Origin of the sequence: Paenibacillus sp. FSL H3-0321 (assembly GCF_038002865.1) — a bacterium.
Classification (GTDB): Bacteria; Bacillota; Bacilli; order Paenibacillales; family Paenibacillaceae; genus Paenibacillus_AQ.
Window position 1 is genome coordinate 7,263,892 of sequence record NZ_JBBODH010000001.1, and the last position, 22,231, is coordinate 7,286,122.

The following is a 22,231-nucleotide window of genomic DNA, read 5'->3' on the forward strand; positions in this document are numbered from 1 at the left end:
ACTAAGCAATATAAATATTAAGGATTAATAAAAATGTTAATTCAATTACGGGTAATGGAGGATAGGATATGTATTTAACAACGGATTCAGAATCTCTTAAGGTCTATGAAGCGCTGGCCAGTGAGGTCAGACTGCGGATTATTGAACTGCTTGGCACGCAGGAAATGCATATCAAAGAGCTGGCAGCCAGACTTTATCTCAGCAGTGCAATCGTGAGCTCCCATGTCGCCAAGCTCCAAAAGGCAGGAATTGTAAGCTCGCAAATGAAGAGAATCGACGGAGGGACCTACAAGTTCTGTTCGCTGTCGGCCAATTTCCTGCAGATTAAGCTGTCGGGATCAAAGGGTATCGCCAGAAAAGTGGTCGAGGTGTCGGTGCCTGTGGGACATTATACAGATCTGCAAGCTTCGCCGACCTGCGGCATTGCCACAACAGAAAAGCTGATCGGGTATTATGATGATCCGCGTTATTTTCTCGATCCGGAACGGGTGGATGCGGGGATTTTATGGTTCGCCAAAGGTTACGCCGAGTACAAGGTTCCTAATTATCTTTTTATGGACCAGACGGTTCAGGAGATCGAGATCTCTATGGAAATCGGCTCAGAGGCACCGCATGTGAACGAGAAATGGCCTTCGGACATCAGCTTTACCTTGAATGGTATGGAGCTGGGGAAATGGACCAGTCCCGGTGACTTCGGGGTGATGAGAGGACGCCTTACTCCGGCCTGGTGGAACTCGGATGTCAATCAATATGGACTGCTCAAGGTCCTAAGGATTAATAAAGGCGGTACGTATGTGGACGGACAGCAGATCTCTGCGGTCACCCTTGATGATGTGGGTTGGGAGCAGGATCACTGGATCTTCCGGCTTACTGCGGAGGACACCACCCGAAGGCGGGGCGGCTTAACCCTGTTTGGCCGCGGGTTCGGGAATTATGAGCAGGACATTGTCTTCCGGGTATATTACGAATAGCCGACCTGCAATTTTTCAGGACTATCCTGCAAAATGTTTGCAAACCAGGTCAACGGGTAACTATAACTATGTGGCCCAAAAAAAGTCTAGGAGGATACACATGTCAGATCACACGCAAAACGAAGCGGATCTCCGCAATAAAGAAAACAAAGACGGTGATTCTCTCGCCGAGCGCAAAAAGATGGAGAACGGTGTCGATATTGAACCGGAGGCTGATGACTGGGTGGCTAAACCTGCAGAATCGGCTCATCCAGACCCGCTCCCCAAAAATTAATCCAAGTGAACTGCCAAAGCAGACTATCCTTTCGGGGATAGTCTGTTTTTTAGCTTGGGAAATTATACAGCGTAAAGCCGTCAGATCAGTTCCTGTCTCCGCTTCAAATACAGATACAGCACAATTCCCGACACGGAGCAGACCGCAGCGCATAATCCGATGAAACCATATCCCGCCTGCAGACCGCGAAGCAGGCCAAGCTCTGTTGTACTGCCATACATAGCTTTGACGGTTTCAATTACCCAGCCGATCAGGTAGTTTCCGACAACACTTCCGAGGCCCATTAAGGTCACAACAAAGGTAATGGCTATATCACTTCCATTGGGGTAGCGGCGCGCAATAAAGGCCATAACGGTAGGATAGATGATGGCGATTCCTGCCCCCGATAAAGCGAACAGAAATGCAAAGCTCTCCCCGCCAGCCAGAGCTATGAAGGTACATACTGCCGAGAAGCATGAGAATATAATCAGGGAGAGCACAAATCCGATACGGTCCGTCAGCGGACCGAGTAAGAGTCGTCCGAGTGAGAACAACAGGAAGAATGCCGACAGCATGCCGGCGGCCTGGGCGGTATCCCAGGCATACGCTTTCTCCAGAAAGTTAACCAGCCAGCCGCCTACTGCCAATTCGGAAACGACGCCAAAGGACAGGATCATGACCATCATCCAGAGCGCAGGATCATGCATCAGGGTCCGGAAGGAAGTGCGGTCCTCGTGTGGCAGTTCATCGCCGGGAAAGGTACTGCGCAGTGCGGACAGAATCGGCAGCAGACAGAGCGACAACATGACCAGGTACATCCCCCGCCAGTCCAGCAGATGTCCAAACACACTTAACGACATCACTCCTGTAGCCAGCAGCGGCGCTACGGTCGAACTCAGTCCATAGAAGAAGTGGGATAAATTCATCATCATCCCCGTATTTTTTACGAAAATGCGTGCCCCCAGAATCGCCAGCCCAATCTCCAGCATGCCGTTCCCGATGTACATCAGAAAGTAAGAGGATGCAAACAGCGGATAGGTATGTGACAGAAAGATGAACACACCCGAGATGACCATCGAGGCGAATGCAATAATGCTGACAGCCTTGATTCCCCATTTGCGGACGAGAATAGCCGTGAAAGAACAGGCGATCAGATAGCCCAGTGCATTCAGAGAGAGCAGCGTACCGAGCTGTTGCTCATCCAGGTTGAAATCAAATTGAATCCGCGGAATCGCCGGTCCTTTAATATTTTCCGAGATGCCGAATACAACAAAGCCTAGAAAGATGGTTACGAGCTGCATGATATAGATAGTGTTAGGTTTGCTTTTGGAATTGCTTGCTTGAGCCTTCACATTAAATAGCCTCCTGAGTTTGAGATGATGCGTATTTTATTTCCGTTCAACCAGCTGGAACCGGTAGGTCAGGCTTTCCATGGTTGTTGTAATCAGTCCTTTCAAGTATTCCTGCCGGGTATCATTCTGGATGATCAGCTCAGGCATATGCTCGGGCGGAATGATCTCCTGGCAGCCGCTGCGCAGATCGTCCAGCATCCCTGGCGATATATTGTCACCGGTAATCACGATCGTAGCAGGATTGATAATGCTGATAATAGATACCAGTGCATGAATTGCCAGCCTGCTGGGGTCCCCAGAACCCTGGACCAGCCGCAGCTGCTCCTCTCTGGAAATGCCGTAAGGCAGGTATGACACCTCGCCGCTGAAATAGCTGTTTCCGTTAAGCAAACGTCCATTCACCATGAAGCCGGCTCCGGGGAAATGGTTCTTAGGGAAAGTCAACACGGCAAAATGACTCTCTTCATCCAGGAACAGCTTCTGATACAAGCCGTAAACCGTCAGATTCATATCATTCTCTATAATGATCTCAACCTCTTCATAGCGTTGCTTCAGAAGGATACCAAGGGGCTGATCTGCCAGCGCCGGCACATCACATATACCAATCCGGTCATGCTGAACTACCCCCGGTATGCCGATGCCAATCGCCTGCACATTCGGATGAGCCTCTATGATCTGATCCAGCCAGTCTTCGAGGGTGCCCAGAGTAATCTGATCGAACACCTTTGCGGTCTCCTCGATCACTTCACCGTTAAGATTCGCGAGCGCATAGGAAATGGATTGTACGCCGCCCTCGGAACGCACGATCATACAGATCATGAAGGAATAATCCGCGTTGAACTGATACTTTCTCGCCGGTCTGCCGCCGCTGGATTCCTCCCATCCAAGTTCCAGGATTTCACCAGTCTGGACCAGTTCATTCAAGATCGTGCCGCATGTGGCCACGCTCAATCTGGTCTGCTCTGCAATGGATGCTTTCGTGCCTGTGCCGGACGTGCGCAGCATGTTTTTAACCAATTCAACATTTATTTTCTTCACCAGCTGTGTATTGTGGGATGGTTGTGACATAGAGGAACCCTCCTTCGGGATATTGATTATCATGGTATTTTTTAAAAGAGTTTTAACAAGTGTATTGTAGTTACTATTCTGCGAAGAAGCAAGACATTATTATATGAATTGAACTTGAAAACATGAGGATAGCGATGTAACGCAGCGCTAACGAAGTTCGCTCGGTGTCCGCAGCTTGACCTGTTTAAATACACGGTTGAAAGTACGGATATTAGAGAAACCGCATTCCAGCGCGATATCCAGAATGCTTTTGTCCGTGCTGAGCAGCAGCCGTTCTGCCTGATTGACCCGGATACTATTGAGGTACGCGATGTAACTCATGCCCGAGATGCTTTTGAAGAAACGGGAGAAGTAGAACAGGCTCATGTTGGCGTGACGTGCTGCGTCGGCAAGTGTGATGGGATGCATGTAATTGACGTCGAGGTATTCAAGGACTTCCTGCATGATCTTCATATTCGTAATGCGCCGCTTATCCTTATGAGGATTGACTATGTCCAGAGGCATATTCCGTAGAATCAATGCGCACAGCTCGTGCAGCAAGCCGATCATAAGCTGTTCATGATGCGGAAGCTTCTGAACATGTTCCTGCAGCAGTTCCTGCATGATCGCGGACAGGCGGCTGTTAATGACCTCATCTTCCGGTGTGGCTGGACGGTTCTCCCTAAAAGGGGAAGTGAGCCGCATATTCAGGGGCCAGCCTGCAGGAAACCCGATCAGCGAAGGGTTAAAGATAACAAAGATAAGCTTGGATTTGTTGTCCTTGCTGTCATAGTAGTGAATATCTCCGCTGCTGCAAACGGCCAGATCGCCTGCCAGAAGTACCCGTGTTTCCGAGTTGATCCCCATCCGGATTGAACCCTCCAGTACATAGATAATCTCCAGATCGTTATGCCAGTGGGCCAGAAAATCTATATTTGCACTCACAAATGCAGTGAAGGGAAAAGCTGATCCATACGTTCGGTTCTCGTGAAAAGCTCTCATAATTTCTCCTGTTCTGATCTTCCGCTATTTACACATAAACTTAGCAAAAAATGACCAGTCATTCAAGCAAAATGGCGAGCAGCCAGTACCCTTTTGGATTACAATTTCTTCAGGTAGACAGGGTTATTGATTCCAGGACAAAAAGGAGAACTTGATATGGCGAAGAAAGCATTGATTGTAAAAGGCGGATGGGATGGTCATGAACCGAATGAGGTTGCAGCGATTTTTGCCGGTATTCTGGAGGCCGAAGGGTTTGAGGTTGAGGTATCGGATACGCTGGACAGCTTCAATAACGCCGAGGCGCTTAAGGAATTAAGTCTGATTGTCCCGGTGTGGACAATGGGTGAAATCGCGGGTGAACAGGTGTCTTCCGTTCTTGCAGCTGTGGCTTCCGGGGTAGGCATTGCCGGTTGTCATGGCGGGATGTGCGATTCCTTCCGTAATAATACAGAATGGCAATTTTTGACCGGATCGCAGTGGGTGGCACATCCCTTCAACGATGGAGTGGATTATGAAGTGAATATTGTGAGATCCGGCTCCAGTCCGATTGTGGAAGGCATCCCGGATTTCATGGTGAAGTCAGAACAGTATTATCTGCATGTAGATCCAGCGGTAGACGTATTGGCTACAACAACTTTTGTGCTGAGCGAAGGGGAGCATTCGGCGAACGGGGTCATCACCATGCCAGTGGTATACACGAAGAAATGGGGCAAGGGTAAGGTATTCTACAATTCTCTTGGACATCATGCGGATGTTTTTGATATTCCGGAAGCCAAGGAACTGATGCGTAAAGGCTTTTTGTGGGCTGCCAACTAAAACCGTGATAAGGGGAGAATCATTGTGCGTAAAGTGAAGGTGGGCATCGTCGGCTGCGGGAATATCAGCGGCATTTATTTTGAGAATTTGACCGGAACTTTTGTGAACACGGAGGTCTATGCCTGTTCTGATCTGGATCTGGGGCGGGCACAGCAGGCAGCGGAGAAATATGGAGTTCCTCATGTATGGACGACAGAGGAATTGCTTGCTTCGGATGAGATTGAGATTGTCGTTAATCTGACCACGCCTAATTTTCATTTCGATGTGTGTAAGCAAGCTTTATTAGCCGGTAAGCATGTGTATGTCGAGAAGCCGCTGTCGCTAACGCTTGAGAATGGAACAGAGCTTGTCCGTCTGGCGCAGGAAAAGAATCTGTTCATCGGCTGCGCGCCGGACACCTTCCTCGGAGGTGGTCTGCAAACCTGCGCCAAGCTGATTGCGGACGGCTATATCGGAGAGCCGGTAGCAGCAACGGCCTTCATGCTCTGCCATGGTCATGAGAGCTGGCATCCGGACCCTGAATTCTACTATCAGGCCGGTGGCGGCCCAATGTTTGATATGGGCCCTTATTATCTTACGGCTCTGGTATCTTTACTTGGCCCGGCCAAAACGGTATGCGGCATCACCAAAACCTCTTTTGCCACACGGACGATCACCAGTGAGAAGAAGTTCGGCAAAGTGGTTGATGTAGAAGTACCTACACATGTCGCCGGAACCATTGAGTTCGTCAGCGGCGCCGTGGCAACGATGATTACCAGCTTCGATGTCTGGCACAGCACATTGCCGCGGATCGAAATCTACGGATCGCAAGGCACATTGATCGTACCGGACCCTAACACCTTCGGCGGTCCGATCCTGCTGCGTCCGGCTCACAGCACGGAATTCCAGGAGATTCCGCTGATCTACAATTATGCCGGGAACAGCAGAGGCATTGGCGTGGCGGATATGGCCCGCTGCATCGGGACAGGAGACACCCCGCGCGCAAACGGCGAGCTGGCCAATCATGTGCTTGAAATTATGCATGCGTTCCATACAAGCTCCGATACCAAGCGCTATGCGGAGCTGTCCACCAGCTGCGAGCAGCCGAAGCTGCTGCCGCTGGGTTTGGTTAAAGGGTACCTGGAGTAGCAAATATACAAAACGAGAAGAAAGATAAGGATAATTTATTGCGCGAAGCATAATAATTCTTGTTTTCTCAAAAAGCAGCGGCCCGTTTCCGGTACTTCCGGGAACGGGCATTGCTTTTTTGTGTTGTAACAGTGCAGTTGGCATTCAAACGGCTCGCCACTACCTGAAAATGGGTCTGGCCAGCCCGCAAATTTGAGTCATTTGTAATCATTTCCTCTCCAGCGGTTAATAATGCATAGGATAGTAGGCTGGAAAGGGGCTTGTAATTAATGAAACGCAAACTCTTGCTAACAGGGGCGGCTGGAAGAATTGGCAATGCACTCTTCAAGGGGCTGAAAGAAAGCGGCAGATATGATGTTGTAGGAGCAGATATTCAAGCGGACGAAGAGCAAGGGATCGTTCAGATGGATATCGCGGATGAAGCCCGGCTGGCAGAGCTTACCAGGGGTGTCGATACGGTACTTCATTTTGCCTGGATTAAGGATAATGACGATTTCCTGGGTAAGGTGCTTCAAGGCAATGTAGGGAGTGCTTACAAATTATTTGAGGCGGCTGTACAGAACGGTGTGCGGCGCATTGTATTCGCCAGCTCCAATCATGCGACCGGATATTACAAGACCGATGAGAAAACGGGTCCAAGCGACCCTTACAGGCCGGACAGCTTTTACGGGTTAAGCAAATGTTATATCGAGCTGCTCGGCCGCCTATACTCAGACCAAGGCAAAATCTCTTCGCTGAATATCAGGATCGGCAACTTCCCCGGGGACGACCGCCCCCATTCGGAACGGGCAGGACATATCTGGATTTCTGAACGCGATTTGCTGCAATTAGTAGAATGCTGCATTGAGGCGGATGAGGAACTGAAATATTTGAATCTGTATGGGACCTCTGCGAATACTGACAACTATTATACCATCGGGTATCTGGAGGAACTGATCGGATACAAGCCTCAAGATGATGCGGCGGAGCTGCTTGAACAGGCCAAGGCAGAAGGCAGGGATGTACGTCAGGATGAAACGGAATATCAGGGAGGGGTGACGTAAGATCATCGCAGATTTCTAGGGTCTCAAGCAATTTCAATTGCGGGGAGGAAATGAAATGCGTAGTCGGAACGAGAACGGCCGGTATCGGCAGAAACGCGGGGAAGCGCAGGCAGGCAACCTTGAGAAAAAGTACGGTTCGGACTTTGGTGTACGCAGCGATATGAAGCTGGAGACACTAAGAAGACAGACGGATGGCGAGTCGCTGACACCAATGCTCAAGGAACAGCATGTTAAGAATCTTAAAGAATAAACCGGCGGAGTGCCGGGCTCATATTTTGGTTTCTGGACATAACCCGCGAGGGTTATGTTTTTTTGCATAACAACAGTTCTAGAATGGCATACTAGCTCCCGAATATATGTGTGGTAATCCTCACAGGCAGGGGGCGGAACAGATCGTGATTACACCGGTGCTACCGCTGGACAGCTATGCAGCTGTTGCAGTTGCGGGAGAATATTTCTTTTACTTTATGGTCTATTCCTTTCTGGGCTGGGTGCTGGAAGGATCGTATAATCTCTACAGTCAGGGAACCTTTCGTAAAGAGGGGTTTCTGAAGGGGCCTTTTAAGCCGATGTATGGCTGTGCTCCGCTGCTCCTGCTGGCCGCCAAGGATTTGCAGCTGCCGGTTCCGCTATTGCTTGTGCTTGCGCTGATCATTCCTTCAGCAGTGGAGTATGCAAGCGGGTGGCTGCTGAAAGCGGCTTTTCACAGGCAATGGTGGGATTATAAAGAGCTGCCGTACCAGCTGCACGGGCATATCTGCCTGAAGTTCTCCTTATACTGGTGGGGGCTGGCTACAGCATGCATTTACCTCCTCCAGCCGATGATGGAAGGATTGTATACGATCATTGAACCGTTATGGGGAATGGTGCTGCCGATGGCTGCCCTGTTGTTTCTTGCTGATTTACTTTGGACTTGCCGGGTCCGGCGTCGGGGGTTGAAGGGGCTGGAACTCGGGGAAGGTTAGAAATGAACAATTGAATCATGGTTCTCTCAGAAACGGCTATCTTCCCTATCGGGAAGGTCAAGCCGTTTCTTTCTTGTGTTTTCAGACAAGGAATCTCTGGCAGTGGTGTCAAATATAGAGACAGAGGATGATGAAATTACATCCTGACAGGAGGAATTATGAAAGGGATCATGAAATACAGTAGAACTATTATGCTTTTGGAAGCAGTCATAATCGCTGTGTTAGCAACTTTATTAATCCTTGAATTCATTGAGCGGCCGTCCAGGTCAAACGATCAGCCGAATTTGATTACACATTTTGACCAGATGGATTTGGACAGGATCAAAGAAATGATTCAGCGGTTTGAGGATGGCAAGGGTGACAATCTTACTCTGCTGAATTGGGGGATAGACAGCGGGCCATTTATCCATGATGTCTACAATGATGGGCGGGAGCTGCGCTGGACACTGGACAATACACGGGACAGCATGAGCTCCGCCACAGGGAAGACCGAATATGTATGCAAGGCGATCGGGCTTGAGAATACCACTGATTTTTACAGAGTAAATTTGTCAGAGTACAGCGGCTATCCCAAGGAAGAGAAGATCAATATTATTTTCTTTCGCAAGGATGAGCTGTAGACTTACTCTGGCAAGGTTACATAAAGGGGGAAATGAACATGCCAATCTCGGAATATTACCGTGCTTTGCGTGAGAAGACAGGCTCCGGGCTGCTGATGGTGCCATCTGTAGCGGCAGTAATCAGAAATGACGACGAGGAGATTCTCTTTATTCGTAAAGGAAAAGAGCAGTTGTGGGGCTTGCCTGCCGGAGCGGTTGAACCCGGTGAAACTCCATCCAGGGCGCTGCGCAGAGAGGTCTTTGAAGAGACAGGGCTGATGGTGACACCGGGGCGGATCATTGGGGTATTGGGCGGCGAAAAGTATGCATACCAGTACAGTAATGGGGACATGGTTGAGTATTCGGTAATTGTGTTTGAATGCTCGATTGTCAAAGGCACGCCGAGAAGCATGGACGGAGAGGCGGAAGAATTTAAATTTTTCAAGGAACAGGAGCTGCCCGAGATAGCCATCCCATACCCCCGGGAGATTTTTATGCAGGATTCCGGTAACGGGCATGCCATATTTGAATAGAACGGGAATCCGGAAAGGGACAACATGAGAGCAAAACTTGCTTACAGCATCGCTATGCTATTGATGATGGTGCTCGGATTCGGTTCTAGAGCATTTGCAGACCAGCTGCCGCTGTCTATCTCAAGACATTTTGGAGATGCGCTGTGGGCGGCCATGATTTATTTTGCCTTTCGCGTATTGCTTACCCGGCAACAACGGTGGATTTCGGTAGTGCTGAGTTTCGGCTTCAGCTTTGGCATCGAGTTTAGCCAGCTCTACCAAGAAATATGGATCAATGAGCTGCGTGCCACTTTATTGGGAGGATTAATTCTCGGCAAAGGTTTCCTTTGGATTGATTTGATCAGATATTCAGCAGGGATTTTGTTCTCTTATGTGGCAGACCGCTTTGGCTTCGCAAGAATTCGCGCTAAAAGGCAGGAAGATTTATAAATGGAGATGATTTCGACAAATGACAAACAGTCTAATTGTGGTATGCCTGCTGACAATGGTCATTCATACGGCAGAAACCCTGTCGTATTCCGTTCGCTTTGCCGGAGTGAAGCTGAACAAGATCGCCATAGCATTATCGTTGACCGGAATTATTGTACTAGTATCCAGAACGGCTAATATGATCCAAGCACCGCTTACCGCCAAATTTGTTGACTTTGCCAAAACACACCCTGAATTTCCCTTAATCAATTATTTGCGGATCATCATGCTGGCTTCATCGCTTGGCACTTTGATAGCGATTGCCATATTCCCTACCTTCGTGGGCCTGTTTGGAAGAGTGATTTCCAAGCTGGAGGTGGAGGGCTCTATACCGAAGCTACTGACCAGCGTAACTATCGGCCAGCTTAAGAACACGCGGAAATATATCAAAAAACCGAAGATGAAACTGCCCAGCTTCAGATATCTCGGCATTCCCAAACGTTTTATTATCATGAATATCTTTGTTACTGCGTTCTATACCGTAGGGGTGCTCTCCTCATTGTACGCGGCGCATTTATCGCCAGAGTTCAGCACAACCGCCTCTCAAGCTTCAGGACTTATCAACGGGCTGGCTACGATTCTGCTGACCATCTTCATTGACCCGCAGCTTGGCATTATCACGCACAAGGCTACGGAGCATTTGGAATATCGCGACCAGTTGGGAAAAATCTATGTGCTGCTGATGGGCGCACGTTTCCTCGGAACCTTGCTGGGCCAGCTTGTGCTTGAGCCTGCTTCTTATTTCATCAGCTGGCTGGTACAGCTGATATAATGCACAGCCACACTGCGCCGAAACATGCAGTGCAGTGTGGCTGTTTCTTTGGCCAGCAGCTTTACTTCGGAATCTTGGATTCCGCTGTCCGGAGCGCAGCCGATATCTTCTGCTCCCAGCTGTACATCTGCTGAACCATGACGCGTATTTCGCTCATCTTGGCATAAGACAGCTTCATCCCCGCAGCGGCTGCAACAGCGTCTCCTGCTTTGACAGCGGCTTTATAACGTTTGTCAGCTTCAGAACGTATAGCTTGCAGCTCGCTTACTTTTTTGTTCTCTGCAGTAATTTGCTTCCGCAGAGCAGAAACCGGGGCAAGGGCATCCTTTGTCGGTTTGATTTTGGCAGCGGTAGACTTCCGCGCTTCAGCAAGGGCTGTAGTCTTTACTTTGATCTCCGCACGGGCAGCGGTTGCAGATGCCTTCAGTTTATTGCGCTTCAGATTCAAGGAAGCAGCAGACTTCTGATTATTGGCTTTACGGGCGGCTGAGGCCTGCTTGCCGAGTGTCGTGTACTGTTCCAGTAACGGTGCATGCTTCTTCTGCGTCGCTTCGGCCTCGGATTTCAGTCTGTTGAGGAGAGACTGGTTAATGGACTTAAGCTGCGAATTAATCGCGGAAAGATCACTGGTATTTTGTTTGCGCAGCGTTTGATTCCTCGAAATTTCAGCTTTAAGCGTAACCTGCAGTCCGGTGTAATCTTCATATAAATCATGAAATTCTTCCAGCGCGGAGTCCCAGTCTCCTGCTGCTGCGGCCAGCGGAATATTGCCCGTAAGAAGTGCTAATACAATTAGCAAAGCGGCCAATCTTCTGAAATAAACGGGCGCAGCCTTTCTGTTCCTGGAACTTTCCTTGCCTGCTGAATAGATCATCTTCTTCATCTCCCGTCTGAATTGCGTTAAAGCGCACAAAAAAAGCACCCCCAAGAAAGGCATAAATGCCTGTCCTGCGAGGTGCTTCGCCCGCTCCACGTATATATTTGTTACTCACTATAGCTTGAAATTAGTGGATAGTCAAGAGCGAAGTGGAACGCCAGTTCGTTTTATTGAAAATATATGAATTTATATGCTCCACGCAATAAATTATCCTCTATTTCTCGCTGAAACGGATACCGTCCTTTTGAGGACGGCGAAGCCGGGTCTACTTGCTTAACTACATTTCCAGATATAACCTATTCTATGATATGATGAGTGAAAGAATATACAAGGAGGACGTCGATGAATCTGGCTTGCTGTATACTGAAGCTTGATCAACATTGAACAGCAGGAGGTAGATGTGATTCACACTAACAAACAACCCTATGACAAAATAGCGCTCATCACTGGAACCTCCAGCGGGTTTGGGATGCTCAGCGCGCTTACCCTTGCGGAGAAAGGGTATCAGGTTATCGCTTCTATGCGGGATTTAAGCCGCAAAGACGAGCTGGTGCAACAGGCTGAGCAAGCTGGAGTTCTAGGGCGAATTCATCTAGTGACGATGGATGTGACAGATACGGCATCCATAGAGTCGGCTGTCCCGGAGATCATTGAGAAGTACGGCAGGGTCGATGTTTTGGTTAACAATGCAGGTTTTGCTGTCGGCGGCTTTATGGAGGAAGTAAGTATGGAGGAGTGGCGCCGGCAGATGGATACCAACTTTTTTGGTCTGGTGGAGGTCACCAAGAACATCATTCCCCTGATGCGCAAGCAGCAGACGGGCACTATCATAAATGTCAGCAGCGTGAGCGGACGGTTCGGATTTCCCGGTTATGCGCCATATGCCGCTTCAAAGTTCGCGGTTGAAGGCTTCAGCGAGAGCTTGCGCCAGGAACTGTTGTCATTTGGCATCAGGGTTGTGCTGGTGGAGCCCGGATCTTTCCGTACGCCTATCTGGGGCAAAGGGATCGCGGGAATCCAGAGCCTGGCCGATTCACCGTACAAGGAGAAGCTGGAAGAGGTGCTGCGTTATTCCCGGAGAACCGCAGAGACGGCTCCCGATCCCCGGCAGGTGGCTGAGCTGATCGGGCGTATTGCCGCAATGTCCGCACCGAAGCTCCGCTATCCCGTTGGGAAAGGGACAAGAACGCTGATTCTCGGTAAAATGCTGTTGCCCTGGAAAACGCTGGAGCGCATCATCGCCCGGTCGCTCGCAAAACTGAAATAAACTTTACATCATAAGAATTGAGGTGTGACCATGCCGGATACTGTGGGGCTGCACATATGCTTCGACGAACTTGGCCGTGAGATTGAAATCCTTGATGTGACCCCGGTAGCGCGGGATAAATACCGCATTGAAGAGACACCGATCTTTAACCCGGGTATCGCGCTAGGCGACATCATCAGAGTGAAAGAGAAGCAGGGTATTTCATATTACGTGGAGACGGTGGAGAAATCCGGGTTCAGAAGATATGCCTGGCTGCTCAGCAAGGAAGCGGCAAGCTCGAAGGAAATCCGGGATATAAAGCAGCGCATCAAGGACGACGAGGGGAGAACGGAGCAGATCTTCGGAGGTTTGCTTGTCATCCATATGCCCCATAACTCTGGAATTGATGTTGAAGGCGAAATGGCCAGAATTATTGAACAATTTGAACTCTAAACTAATCAACTGAGGTGGCAAATGAAAAAGTTTCTGAAGCAATGGGTGCCCAGCATCCTTATCGGGGTTGTCCTGTCCTTATTTATCCGTACTTATGTTGCCGAGGCGATGCGTGTGCCTACCGATTCAATGGATCCAACGATCGAGGTTAACGACCGTCTTGTCGTAGAGAAAATGCTCTGGCTGACCACGCTGAAGCATGGCGATATTGTTGTGTTTATTCCGCCAGTAGAGGGTGTGCAGAAAAAATACGTCAAACGGCTGATGGGATTACCGGGAGACACTATTGAGATTAAAGATGGAGCTTTGTTCAGAAACGGGGAGAAGCTCGACGAGCCGTATCTTAAGGAAACGATGAACTATACTTTCGGGCCGGTCACCGTCCCTGCAGACCATTACTTTTTCCTCGGCGACAACCGGAATGTCAGCTATGATGCCCATTTGTGGCCGACGCCTTTTGTGGCCAAGGATAAGCTGATCGGCAAAATGCTCGTCGACATCAGTGATCTGTTCTAACCCGTTACTTAGCGATGGGATAATCAACGACTACGACATTTTCAATAATCCCCTCTAGCAGTTCAACAAAATGGCGGTGTGCCGGATGCGGCCCGTATTGGCGGAGGGCTTCCTGATCTGCAAAGGTCACGCGAAGCCCTAGTGTGTATCCATGCATATTCTCAGTCTCTTCCGTGACATTCACACCTGCCGTAAGTGCCACGATTCCCGGTATTTGGTCCTTTAAACCCAGAAGTGTCTGCACCAGCAGCGCTTCTTTTTGTGGTTCATAATGCTCATTAAATTTAAAAATAACGAGATGCTCGAACATTTTACAACCTCCTGAAAGTTTTGTGAGCAATCGCTCCTTTGTTTAACTTCATCACAAAACGCCTTCGGAAGCAAACGCTTAGTTTTGTGAGCAATCGCTCCATGGTTTAACTTCATCGCAAAACTGTTTTGGAAGCAAACGCTTAGTTTTGTGAAGAGCAGTTTCAGTATACAACACAGGTCTCGTGAAAGGAGTACATTATGCCGGATACTTTTGCAACAAACATCAAATTTCCCTTTGCTTTAAGATCAATGCTGGGTATGGTTTTCCTGATCGCCATCGAAATTCAAATGATTTATATAAATTCATCTAACACGGCTCATCCTCACCCGGTACTGAGTTATTTCGTAGTAATTTGGCTCTGCGTCTGCGGTTTGTTGCTGCTGTTTTTTATGTTTCAATCGCTGCGGAAGGCAACTAAAATTAAATGGGGGAGAGAGTCCATCTTTCTCCGAAATAGAAGGCTGTTGCCGAGAGAGATTAAGTGGATTATGATTGATGGTCCTTTAATCGGTATCATACCAAGAGGCAAACGTATCGTACCTGTCAATCTATGCTTCAGATTTATGGATGACCGGGAGCAGGCGATGAAGGGGTTGACCAGCTGGGCTGAAGTAAACGGGGTCCAGCTAAAATACAAAAGATTTTTAAAATGGATGTAAAATCATACCGGTGGGTGGCTAAAGTAGGGGATTCATTTGAACTATGCCGGCGGCGTGAATGCGACTTTCACCATATTGTTACTTTGAGCACTTTTGACTATGATCAAGTAAAGCTCTGGGAATTTATTGATTCCTGTACATAAGAAGGGGTGCTGATACTTGAAAGTACATGTCACAGATCTCAAAAATGGCGATTGCCTTATCACGGACACTTTCAATAGTCTGGGCCTGCATGTTCTCCCTAAGGGAACTGTCGTAGAACGGGAGGAAATTACCATCCTGATGCGGCACAAAATAGATTATGTGGATATTGAGGCGCGCTTGCTGTCCCGTGATGGGGAAGATGCGGATTTAACCCACGGTTTGAATGAGGATTTTGATCTCGCGATACAAAATTACGAATCTATTTTTATGGAGGCGCTGGCTCAGGGCAGCTTTAGCCCGTCCATGGTGGACGGCACACTGCGGCCGCTGCTGGAAACACTGGATGCGCAAAAAGATGTGGTTTCTCTGCTGCTCCTGCTTGACCGGGACGATATTGACACCTATCAACACTCTTTGCTGGTAGGGATGCTGTCTTATTATATTGCTTCCTGGCTTGGCTATTCCAAAGAGGAACGGTACATGATCAGCCGTGCCGGCTATCTGCATGATATCGGCAAGAGCCAGGTACCTTTGTCCATTCTGAATAAAGTTGGACTGTTGAACGCTATCGAGGAGGACGAGCTGAGACGCCATACTTCCCACGGCTACGATATCATTCGCAGCTCTATGAAGGATGAAGGTACGGCACTCGTAGCGCTGCAGCATCATGAGTTTGAGGATGGTTCAGGTTATCCGAACATGATCCGTAAAGGTGAAATTCACCCGTATACCGAAATCGTCACTGTAGCTAACATTTACATGGGACTTACAACTTCGCGGCTGAACCAGCCCAAACAGGGATTGGTTACTGTGCTGCGCCAAGTGCATGAGATGGGCTTCGGCAAGCTGAACGGTAATGTAGTACAGGCGCTTACAGGACATATGCTGCCAGGCTTCGTAGGCAAGAATGTCCGGCTCAGCAACGGGGAAATAGGTACTATCGTGATGAATAATCCGCTGGATCTGTTCAAGCCGCTGGTAAAAGTGAATGAAACGTTCAGAGATTTGTCACGGGAACGCAGCCTGTCGGTTGAAGAGGTATTTATCTAAACGGTATAGGTGTATCACTAAGCCAGCTTATAGCAAAGGCTATCCGACCGGTCTGTAGCAGACCCCATCGGATAGCCTTTTTGTGTACCGCCGGATTTGAATTCAGCCGGTAGATTGGCTATGATGAATGAAAGATTACTATAAGGATCGGCAGCCGAATGGACATGCGGGACTTATAGAAGTTAGAAGAGGAGAACTAAATATGAATGTCGACAACAACCAGATGGAGAATTTAAAACAGATCAAACACGAATTGACCCGCTTTATGATGATTTATAGATTCGCTCTGGAGGAAATGGAGACCAAGATTGAAATTTTGAAACAGGAGTTTCAGATCCTTCATGACTACAGCCCGATAGAGCATACCAAATCACGGATCAAATCCCCGGAGAGCATTATGAGTAAAATGCTGCGCAAGAACAGCGAACTTTCGCTGGCTGCCGTGAAATCAAGCATCAAGGATATCGCCGGCCTGCGAATCACCTGCTCGTTTATCTCGGATATATACAGTGTCAGTGAAATGCTGCAGAAGCAGGATGATCTGAAGGTGCTTGAGGTTAAGGACTATATTAAGAATCCGAAACCAAACGGGTACCAGAGCCTGCATCTGCTTGTGGAGGTTCCGGTATTTCTGTCGGACTGCACAGAGCTGGTATGTGTTGAAGTGCAGATCCGTACGATTGCGATGGACTTCTGGGCTAGCCTTGAGCACAAAATTTTCTATAAATACAGCCAGTCGGTACCTGAACATCTGACCCGCGAACTCAAACAAGCCGCTGATAAAGCAGCTGATCTCGACCTGCAAATGGAACGCCTGCACCGCGAGATTCAGGAAATTAAAGACGCCCAGGAGGACGATTCCTTTGAAGAATTGCGCCGGATCATCCTCAACAACCAGCAATTACATCTGCCCGCCGATTTCATCAAGCTGTTAGGGAATTAGTCATAGTCTAAGCAGTGCTGATGCGTATAGCATGTACACATATTTACTGGAATTCACCGGCAGTGTTCGTAGCGGCACGCTTTAATCTGTAGGAGGAAGTTCATGAAACCTTACAAAGTAATTAGCCTGGATATGTTTCAGACACTGGTAAATATCCAGGGCCGGACGGGAAATGTGTGGAGGCCGATCCTGCAGGAGCGCTATAGCGAGGAACGGGCGACAGAGCTTGGCGGGCTGCTGTTAAGCCACTATTACAAGGCTGCAACAACAATCCGCGATTCCGGGGTCTACTGGACCAGCAAAGAGATATACAGCGACTGCTTCCAGAAAGTGTTTCAGCAGGAGGCGATGGATTATGATTACCTGCAGGCTGTAGATATTTTATTTGCCGAACACCGTTTGTCCGAGTTGTATGAGGAGACGGAGCATTTTTTGCAGCGGATTACCGGAGAATATCAAGTGTGTATTGTCAGCGATACAGATGTGGAGATGCTTCCCGATTTCTACAAGAGTTACCCAATCAGGCTGTTTACTTCAGAAGAGCACCTGTCGTATAAGAATGACAGCCATAACCGGATGTTTGGCGAAGTTATTGCGCATTATGGTGTAGAGCCCGGACAGATTATCCATATTGGTGATTCTGTTTCAGATGTGCTGGGAGCGGCAAGAGCAGGCATTAAGGCCTGCTGGCTTAACCGGAATCAAGAGGTCTGGAACCATGAGGTGAAGCCGGATTATACGGTGAAGAATTTGGATGAGTTTTACGAGCTGCTATAAAGCTGCGCGATTGATGCACGTCAAGGAGAGGCCGTTCCGGAAGGAGATGGACAATTATGGATAGCTATACATCAGCAGATCAGGAAGTAGATCGTTTGCGTTACCCTATAGGAAGGTTCGAAGCGGCAGAATGCCGGACAGGCGAAGCACGGAATCAGTCGGTTCAAGATATCCGCCAGCTGGCGGATATCTTAAGCAAAGCGGTAGAGCCGCTGACACTGGAGCAGTTGAACACACCCTACCGGCCAGGCGGCTGGAGCGTACGGCAAGTGGTGCATCATCTGGCAGATACGAATATGTATGCCTATCTGCGTTTTAAGCGGGGATTGACTGAGGATGCCCCCGAGATACCTTCGTACCGGCAGGACTTATGGGCGGAACAAAGCGATTACCTGGAGGAGCCCATTGAATCTTCTCTTCAGCTGCTGAAGCACCTCAACGGTAGATTTGCGCTTTTGCTGGATTCATTGGACGAAGCGGACTATAATCGAACCTTTGTAAGCCTGGGACTCGGGACAATGACGCTGGATGCGGCAGTCCAAAGATATGTATGGCATAACCGTCATCATACCGCTCAAATCAGCTCATTGGTACTTCGAAGTGGCTGGTAATCGGCTCAATTAAAAAGAGCAAGTGGTCGGGGAATACTTCCCGCCGCCTGCTCTTTAATTTTGTCCGGCCGCGGATGTCTTAGTCCCGGCTGGCTTGAACGATTTTATCGGCAATTTCCCGAGGATCTGTGTGAACGGTTGTCATATGATCACCGGTGCCTTCAATATAGCGGAACATTCCCAAATGGCTGGACTGGCCGGGATGCCAGCCGGAAGCCCCTTGAGGCAGCACGGCATCTTCCGTCAGGAACAGATAACTTTTAGGCAGCTGTAAGCTGTAGAATTTCTTAAGGTCAAGTTTCTGAAATGCCGGACCTGCCGGCTCGGGAATAACCTTCCGGTATAGGGATTGTGCCTGCTCAAGTGTGGCTGTATTGACGAATACGTCACGGAACAGGCTAAAGGGCAGCATAATCGTATTGTTGCCGGACGTTTTCAGCAGATTTCCGAACAGCTCCTGGACGGGAGCGGGGAATTGGTCCGCAACACTTTGTCCGTCCAGAGGCACAAAGGCGTCAAAAAAAACGAGCAGCTTAATCCGGTCCGGAACCTGCTCGGCGGTTTTCTGGATCACAGAGCCCCCAAAGCTATGCCCAAGCAGGATTATCTCATGCAAATCTTTCTGCTTGATGAAATCTGCCACTGACTTTGTTACTTGCTCATGAGTAACCTGCGTATTCTTGTCCCCGCCATGGCCGGCATATTCCGGCGTATACACGGTATGTCCCATTTTGCGCATTTCTGCTGCCGTCTCATCCCAGAAGCTGGCATCCACCCATGCCCCGTGCACAAGTACGAAGGTAAGACTTTGCTTGGCTTCAGGCTTGCCTTTTGCAGCAGCAGCTTCAGCTTGTCCGGCCAACAGCGGCTGAAGTACTAGCAGGATCAGGAACGCAGCGGTCAGGCCTAGCGTGAGTTTGTTTTTTATCCACATCATATGCGTTTACCTCCTGCTGTTGGTTTATACATCCGACATTGAGAAGGATACCCTGAAGGCGGGCGAAAGATGTGCCGGCAGGTGCAGGAAATGGAAAAAAGTATGCGTGTAGACTCTGTTTCGCAATCGTTTATAATTAGTACAAATAGGCTCGCGAATACAAGGAGGTTTAGGAATGCCTTTACCACGGGGAGCAGATGCCCGGTCCAAAAAGAAGCTTAGTCTGACTTGGCTGCTTATTGCCCTGGTAACACTCGTGTTTCTGCTCACAACAACGATTTTACTCATCGGTTCATATGAATCTAAGAAAAGATCACTGATGGAAACTACACTTAATCTGAATCTGTCCAATGCCGAGAGAATGAGCAAGACAGTAGATTCACTTTTTCGTTCCATGCGCAGCAGTCTGCTGTATAGCGCAGATCAGATTTCCAAGCTTGAGACATCACAGCCGGGAGCTATTGACCACTATTTAGAGCTAATGCGCAACAGCAGCAACTATTTTAATTCGATAATCGTGATAAGCGCTGACGGCGTTGTTCTTAACAATTCACCTGCATCGCTGGGGATCGTCGGGCAACCGATAGTATCTGCTCCAGTCAAGGAAGCGCTGCGGTTAAAAAACTCATATTTATCCGCACCGTACACCACCACCTCAACGGGAAGAATGCTTTTCTTTATGAGTGAGCCGCTGTACAGCGAAGACAAGCGATATCTTGGAGTGCTCGGAGGCACCGTCTATCTGCAGGACTTCAATATCCTCAATATGATTTTCGGGAATAATAACATAGATGATTCCGGCTCTTATTACTACATCGTCAGCTCTGAAGGGCATGTGCTGTTCCATCCCGATAAAGAGCGGATGAATGAAGATGTTAGCGCTAATAAGGTGGTACAGAAGCTGATGAAAGGTGAAAGCGGGCAAATGGAGGCGCTAAATGTAAAGGGGCAGTCCATGCTAGCCGGCTTTTCCGCCGTTCCGGCGAATGGCTGGGGAATTGTTGTCGTTTCACCTGTGGATTTCATTCAGGAACAATTAATGGCCCATATGCGCAAGATTCTTGCTTATACGATTATTCCTTTTGTAATTTTGCTGATTTTTGTTTTTCTGCTGGCCCACCAGTTGGCCAAGCCATTTGTGTTTCTAGCTGACCTGGTGAACAGGATCGGCAAAGACAATATGAAGGTGCCTGAACTGAAACCTCATTGGAACCGGGAAGCGGATCTGCTGACCCAAGCAGTCGTTATGGCCTGGAAAGATATCCAGAAGCAGAATGATCAACTGGCCCAGGAGGCGATGACCGATCTGCTGACGGGGCTTGTGAACCGCAGATCACTGGAAATCAGTATGAATCAGTGGATCGCCGCGCGAATGCCTTTTTCCCTGATCGTCCTGGATGTGGACAAGTTCAAATTTGTGAATGATACGTATGGTCATTTGACTGGTGATGAGGTGCTGCGCCAGGTAGCCGGAATTATCAGCGCCAATGTCCGTCCAGGAGATGTATGCTGCCGTTTCGGCGGAGAAGAGTTTGTAGTGCTGCTTCCAAGGACAAAGGCTGAAGATGCTTATATCGTCGCCGAAAGAATCCGCAAGACATTGGAGAAAAGCGAGGTTCCTCTGGCTATGCGGGTAACTTCCTCACAGGGAATAGCCCATTATCCCACTCACGGCGTTTCGCTGGAAGAACTGCTTGGACAGGCGGACCGGGCGCTATATGCAGCCAAGAATAGAGGCAGAAACCGGACCATTATTGCCGGTGAATAAGGTCGCAGCATTTTTGCGGAAATTTAATAAGCTGTATCCATGGGGCGATTTTATTCCTGGGCTTGGAGTGAGAAAGTCGTCACCTGGGCCTGGGCGGATACATATCCTACTGCAGAACGAATAAAAAACGGTCAGCAGAAGGGAAGGATTGCAAAGTGACGTCATACATGGATTACAAGTCTCCCAATACACAGTTTACTTTTGATGTAAACAGCAATACAACGTTTAAGAAGGATGCCAACAACTATATCAATACCTTGTCAATTAAGGAATTGAACACCCTGGATAACACGTCTTTGCTTGATATTTTCCTCAGCAAATCCAATGTCGTCGAACCGCATTATCATCAAAATGCTGCGGAGCTGGTCTATTGCATCTCCGGTGCGGCAGTGGTTTCCATAATCAATCCCTTTACGAACGAGCTGCTGCATTTCCCGATCTGCCCCGGCCAAGTAGCGAATGTGCCGCAGGGGTGGTGGCATTATGAGGTCGCAACCATGGATTGCACCCATCTGCTGGCTATCTTTAATGCGCCTGTCCCGGAAGTGATTCTGGGTTCGGACATTCTGAGTCTCACACCGGCGAATGTACTTGCCCATACTTACTGTCTTAACGAAGCTAAAGTGAAGGATGCACTGGCTCCGCTTCAACCGGGTACCTTTATCGGACCGCCTGCGGACTGCTGTGAACCATCAAAGATGGCAGGTGAAAATATCGCAGCCCCTAATATGGCTCCTCACATGCCTATGCATGCTCCGCATGCCCCGCAAACGCACTCCTTCGGGTACCAGCCATACGCCAGTCCCGGCTATTATGGCCAGCCTTATGTTCAGCAGTATCACCAGCAGCCTTATGCCCAGGCCTATCCGGTTTATCAGAATATGGTGAACCCTCCGGAGAATCTGTAAACTTATCTCACGTCCATCACCAAGTGAAGCCTCAGCACTATCCTGAACCCGTCGAATTGACGGGTTTATTTATTTTGACT

General features: G+C 48.8%; 27 protein-coding genes. 21 read left to right on the forward strand and 6 right to left on the reverse strand.

What is annotated here, in order from left to right:
- Positions 1–68 precede the first annotated feature (68 nt).
- The gene (locus MHI45_RS32010) at positions 69–971 is read left to right on the forward strand and encodes an ArsR/SmtB family transcription factor (RefSeq protein ID WP_076113017.1); all 903 of its coding nucleotides are present in this window, start codon (positions 69–71) and stop codon (positions 969–971) included.
- A gap of 100 nt (positions 972–1,071) precedes the next feature.
- Positions 1,072–1,245, forward strand: coding sequence for a hypothetical protein (locus MHI45_RS32015; RefSeq protein ID WP_173139976.1), 174 nt, complete (start codon positions 1,072–1,074; stop codon positions 1,243–1,245).
- Positions 1,246–1,325: 80 nt separating this feature from the next.
- On the opposite strand, the gene MHI45_RS32020 is transcribed toward MHI45_RS32015, so the two are convergent.
- From MHI45_RS32020 to MHI45_RS32030, 3 genes are all read right to left on the reverse strand, one after another.
- Entirely contained in the window at positions 1,326–2,525 is a 1,200-nt protein-coding gene (locus MHI45_RS32020) for an MFS transporter (RefSeq protein ID WP_076113048.1), read from the reverse strand.
- Between the two features lie 87 nt (positions 2,526–2,612).
- Positions 2,613–3,644: an ROK family protein gene (locus MHI45_RS32025; RefSeq protein ID WP_083675828.1), complete on the reverse strand. Its 1,032-nt coding sequence runs from the start codon at positions 3,642–3,644 to the stop codon at positions 2,613–2,615.
- A 147-nt stretch (positions 3,645–3,791) separates the two neighbouring features.
- A complete protein-coding gene (locus MHI45_RS32030) occupies positions 3,792–4,625 on the reverse strand; it encodes an AraC family transcriptional regulator (protein WP_038590081.1) in 834 nt (277 codons plus the stop codon).
- 156 nt (positions 4,626–4,781) lie between these two features.
- Between MHI45_RS32030 and MHI45_RS32035 the strand changes: the two genes are divergently transcribed.
- From MHI45_RS32035 to MHI45_RS32075, 9 genes are all read left to right on the forward strand, one after another.
- Positions 4,782–5,441 carry a ThuA domain-containing protein gene (locus tag MHI45_RS32035; protein WP_038590084.1) on the forward strand — a complete coding sequence of 220 codons (660 nt, stop codon included), beginning with the start codon at positions 4,782–4,784 and terminating at the stop codon, positions 5,439–5,441.
- A gap of 24 nt (positions 5,442–5,465) precedes the next feature.
- The gene (locus MHI45_RS32040; protein ID WP_179091821.1) at positions 5,466–6,569 is read left to right on the forward strand and encodes a Gfo/Idh/MocA family protein; all 1,104 of its coding nucleotides are present in this window, start codon (positions 5,466–5,468) and stop codon (positions 6,567–6,569) included.
- A 269-nt stretch (positions 6,570–6,838) separates the two neighbouring features.
- Positions 6,839–7,612, forward strand: coding sequence for an NAD-dependent epimerase/dehydratase family protein (locus MHI45_RS32045; protein ID WP_076113019.1), 774 nt, complete (start codon positions 6,839–6,841; stop codon positions 7,610–7,612).
- Between the two features lie 55 nt (positions 7,613–7,667).
- The gene (locus MHI45_RS32050; RefSeq protein WP_038590093.1) at positions 7,668–7,862 is read left to right on the forward strand and encodes a hypothetical protein; all 195 of its coding nucleotides are present in this window, start codon (positions 7,668–7,670) and stop codon (positions 7,860–7,862) included.
- 145 nt (positions 7,863–8,007) lie between these two features.
- Complete coding sequence (locus MHI45_RS32055) at positions 8,008–8,577, forward strand: putative ABC transporter permease (protein WP_256718216.1); 570 nt, start codon at positions 8,008–8,010, stop codon at positions 8,575–8,577.
- A gap of 158 nt (positions 8,578–8,735) precedes the next feature.
- Positions 8,736–9,197: a DUF4362 domain-containing protein gene (locus tag MHI45_RS32060; RefSeq protein WP_076113021.1), complete on the forward strand. Its 462-nt coding sequence runs from the start codon at positions 8,736–8,738 to the stop codon at positions 9,195–9,197.
- Between the two features lie 38 nt (positions 9,198–9,235).
- Positions 9,236–9,709: an NUDIX domain-containing protein gene (locus MHI45_RS32065; RefSeq protein ID WP_076113022.1), complete on the forward strand. Its 474-nt coding sequence runs from the start codon at positions 9,236–9,238 to the stop codon at positions 9,707–9,709.
- Positions 9,710–9,733: 24 nt separating this feature from the next.
- Positions 9,734–10,138 carry a ribosomal maturation YjgA family protein gene (locus MHI45_RS32070; RefSeq protein WP_076113023.1) on the forward strand — a complete coding sequence of 135 codons (405 nt, stop codon included), beginning with the start codon at positions 9,734–9,736 and terminating at the stop codon, positions 10,136–10,138.
- Between the two features lie 19 nt (positions 10,139–10,157).
- The gene (locus MHI45_RS32075; protein WP_076113024.1) at positions 10,158–10,949 is read left to right on the forward strand and encodes a lipid II flippase Amj family protein; all 792 of its coding nucleotides are present in this window, start codon (positions 10,158–10,160) and stop codon (positions 10,947–10,949) included.
- 61 nt (positions 10,950–11,010) lie between these two features.
- Here MHI45_RS32075 and MHI45_RS32080 read toward each other — a convergent pair whose 3' ends face one another.
- Entirely contained in the window at positions 11,011–11,823 is an 813-nt protein-coding gene (locus MHI45_RS32080) for a hypothetical protein (RefSeq protein WP_076113025.1), read from the reverse strand.
- 403 nt (positions 11,824–12,226) lie between these two features.
- On the opposite strand from MHI45_RS32080, the gene MHI45_RS32085 reads away from it, so the two are divergent.
- From MHI45_RS32085 to lepB, 3 genes are read left to right on the forward strand one after another with little or no spacing between them, the layout of a single operon-like run.
- Positions 12,227–13,093, forward strand: coding sequence for an SDR family oxidoreductase (locus tag MHI45_RS32085; protein ID WP_439823185.1), 867 nt, complete (start codon positions 12,227–12,229; stop codon positions 13,091–13,093).
- Between the two features lie 30 nt (positions 13,094–13,123).
- Positions 13,124–13,525 carry a DUF4265 domain-containing protein gene (locus MHI45_RS32090; protein ID WP_076113026.1) on the forward strand — a complete coding sequence of 134 codons (402 nt, stop codon included), beginning with the start codon at positions 13,124–13,126 and terminating at the stop codon, positions 13,523–13,525.
- Between the two features lie 21 nt (positions 13,526–13,546).
- A complete protein-coding gene (lepB, locus tag MHI45_RS32095; protein ID WP_076113027.1) occupies positions 13,547–14,041 on the forward strand; it encodes a signal peptidase I in 495 nt (164 codons plus the stop codon).
- Between the two features lie 4 nt (positions 14,042–14,045).
- On the opposite strand, the gene MHI45_RS32100 is transcribed toward lepB, so the two are convergent.
- The gene (locus MHI45_RS32100; protein WP_076113028.1) at positions 14,046–14,351 is read right to left on the reverse strand and encodes a Dabb family protein; all 306 of its coding nucleotides are present in this window, start codon (positions 14,349–14,351) and stop codon (positions 14,046–14,048) included.
- 200 nt (positions 14,352–14,551) lie between these two features.
- Between MHI45_RS32100 and MHI45_RS32105 the strand changes: the two genes are divergently transcribed.
- From MHI45_RS32105 to MHI45_RS32125, 5 genes are all read left to right on the forward strand, one after another.
- Positions 14,552–15,013: a hypothetical protein gene (locus tag MHI45_RS32105; protein WP_076113029.1), complete on the forward strand. Its 462-nt coding sequence runs from the start codon at positions 14,552–14,554 to the stop codon at positions 15,011–15,013.
- Positions 15,014–15,172: 159 nt separating this feature from the next.
- Positions 15,173–16,207 carry an HD-GYP domain-containing protein gene (locus MHI45_RS32110; protein ID WP_038590137.1) on the forward strand — a complete coding sequence of 345 codons (1,035 nt, stop codon included), beginning with the start codon at positions 15,173–15,175 and terminating at the stop codon, positions 16,205–16,207.
- Between the two features lie 202 nt (positions 16,208–16,409).
- Positions 16,410–17,150 carry a GTP pyrophosphokinase gene (locus MHI45_RS32115; protein ID WP_038590140.1) on the forward strand — a complete coding sequence of 247 codons (741 nt, stop codon included), beginning with the start codon at positions 16,410–16,412 and terminating at the stop codon, positions 17,148–17,150.
- 102 nt (positions 17,151–17,252) lie between these two features.
- Positions 17,253–17,927: an HAD family hydrolase gene (locus MHI45_RS32120; RefSeq protein WP_076113030.1), complete on the forward strand. Its 675-nt coding sequence runs from the start codon at positions 17,253–17,255 to the stop codon at positions 17,925–17,927.
- 56 nt (positions 17,928–17,983) lie between these two features.
- Positions 17,984–18,538 (forward strand): YfiT family bacillithiol transferase, encoded by a 555-nt coding sequence (locus MHI45_RS32125; RefSeq protein WP_076113031.1) that lies wholly within the window; start codon positions 17,984–17,986, stop codon positions 18,536–18,538.
- 79 nt (positions 18,539–18,617) lie between these two features.
- On the opposite strand, the gene MHI45_RS32130 is transcribed toward MHI45_RS32125, so the two are convergent.
- Positions 18,618–19,475 (reverse strand): alpha/beta hydrolase, encoded by an 858-nt coding sequence (locus MHI45_RS32130; RefSeq protein ID WP_083675829.1) that lies wholly within the window; start codon positions 19,473–19,475, stop codon positions 18,618–18,620.
- A 175-nt stretch (positions 19,476–19,650) separates the two neighbouring features.
- On the opposite strand from MHI45_RS32130, the gene MHI45_RS32135 reads away from it, so the two are divergent.
- Both MHI45_RS32135 and MHI45_RS32140 read left to right on the forward strand, forming a co-directional pair.
- Positions 19,651–21,243 carry a sensor domain-containing diguanylate cyclase gene (locus MHI45_RS32135; protein ID WP_076113032.1) on the forward strand — a complete coding sequence of 531 codons (1,593 nt, stop codon included), beginning with the start codon at positions 19,651–19,653 and terminating at the stop codon, positions 21,241–21,243.
- Between the two features lie 155 nt (positions 21,244–21,398).
- Positions 21,399–22,151 (forward strand): cupin domain-containing protein, encoded by a 753-nt coding sequence (locus MHI45_RS32140; protein ID WP_083675830.1) that lies wholly within the window; start codon positions 21,399–21,401, stop codon positions 22,149–22,151.
- Positions 22,152–22,231 lie beyond the last annotated feature (80 nt).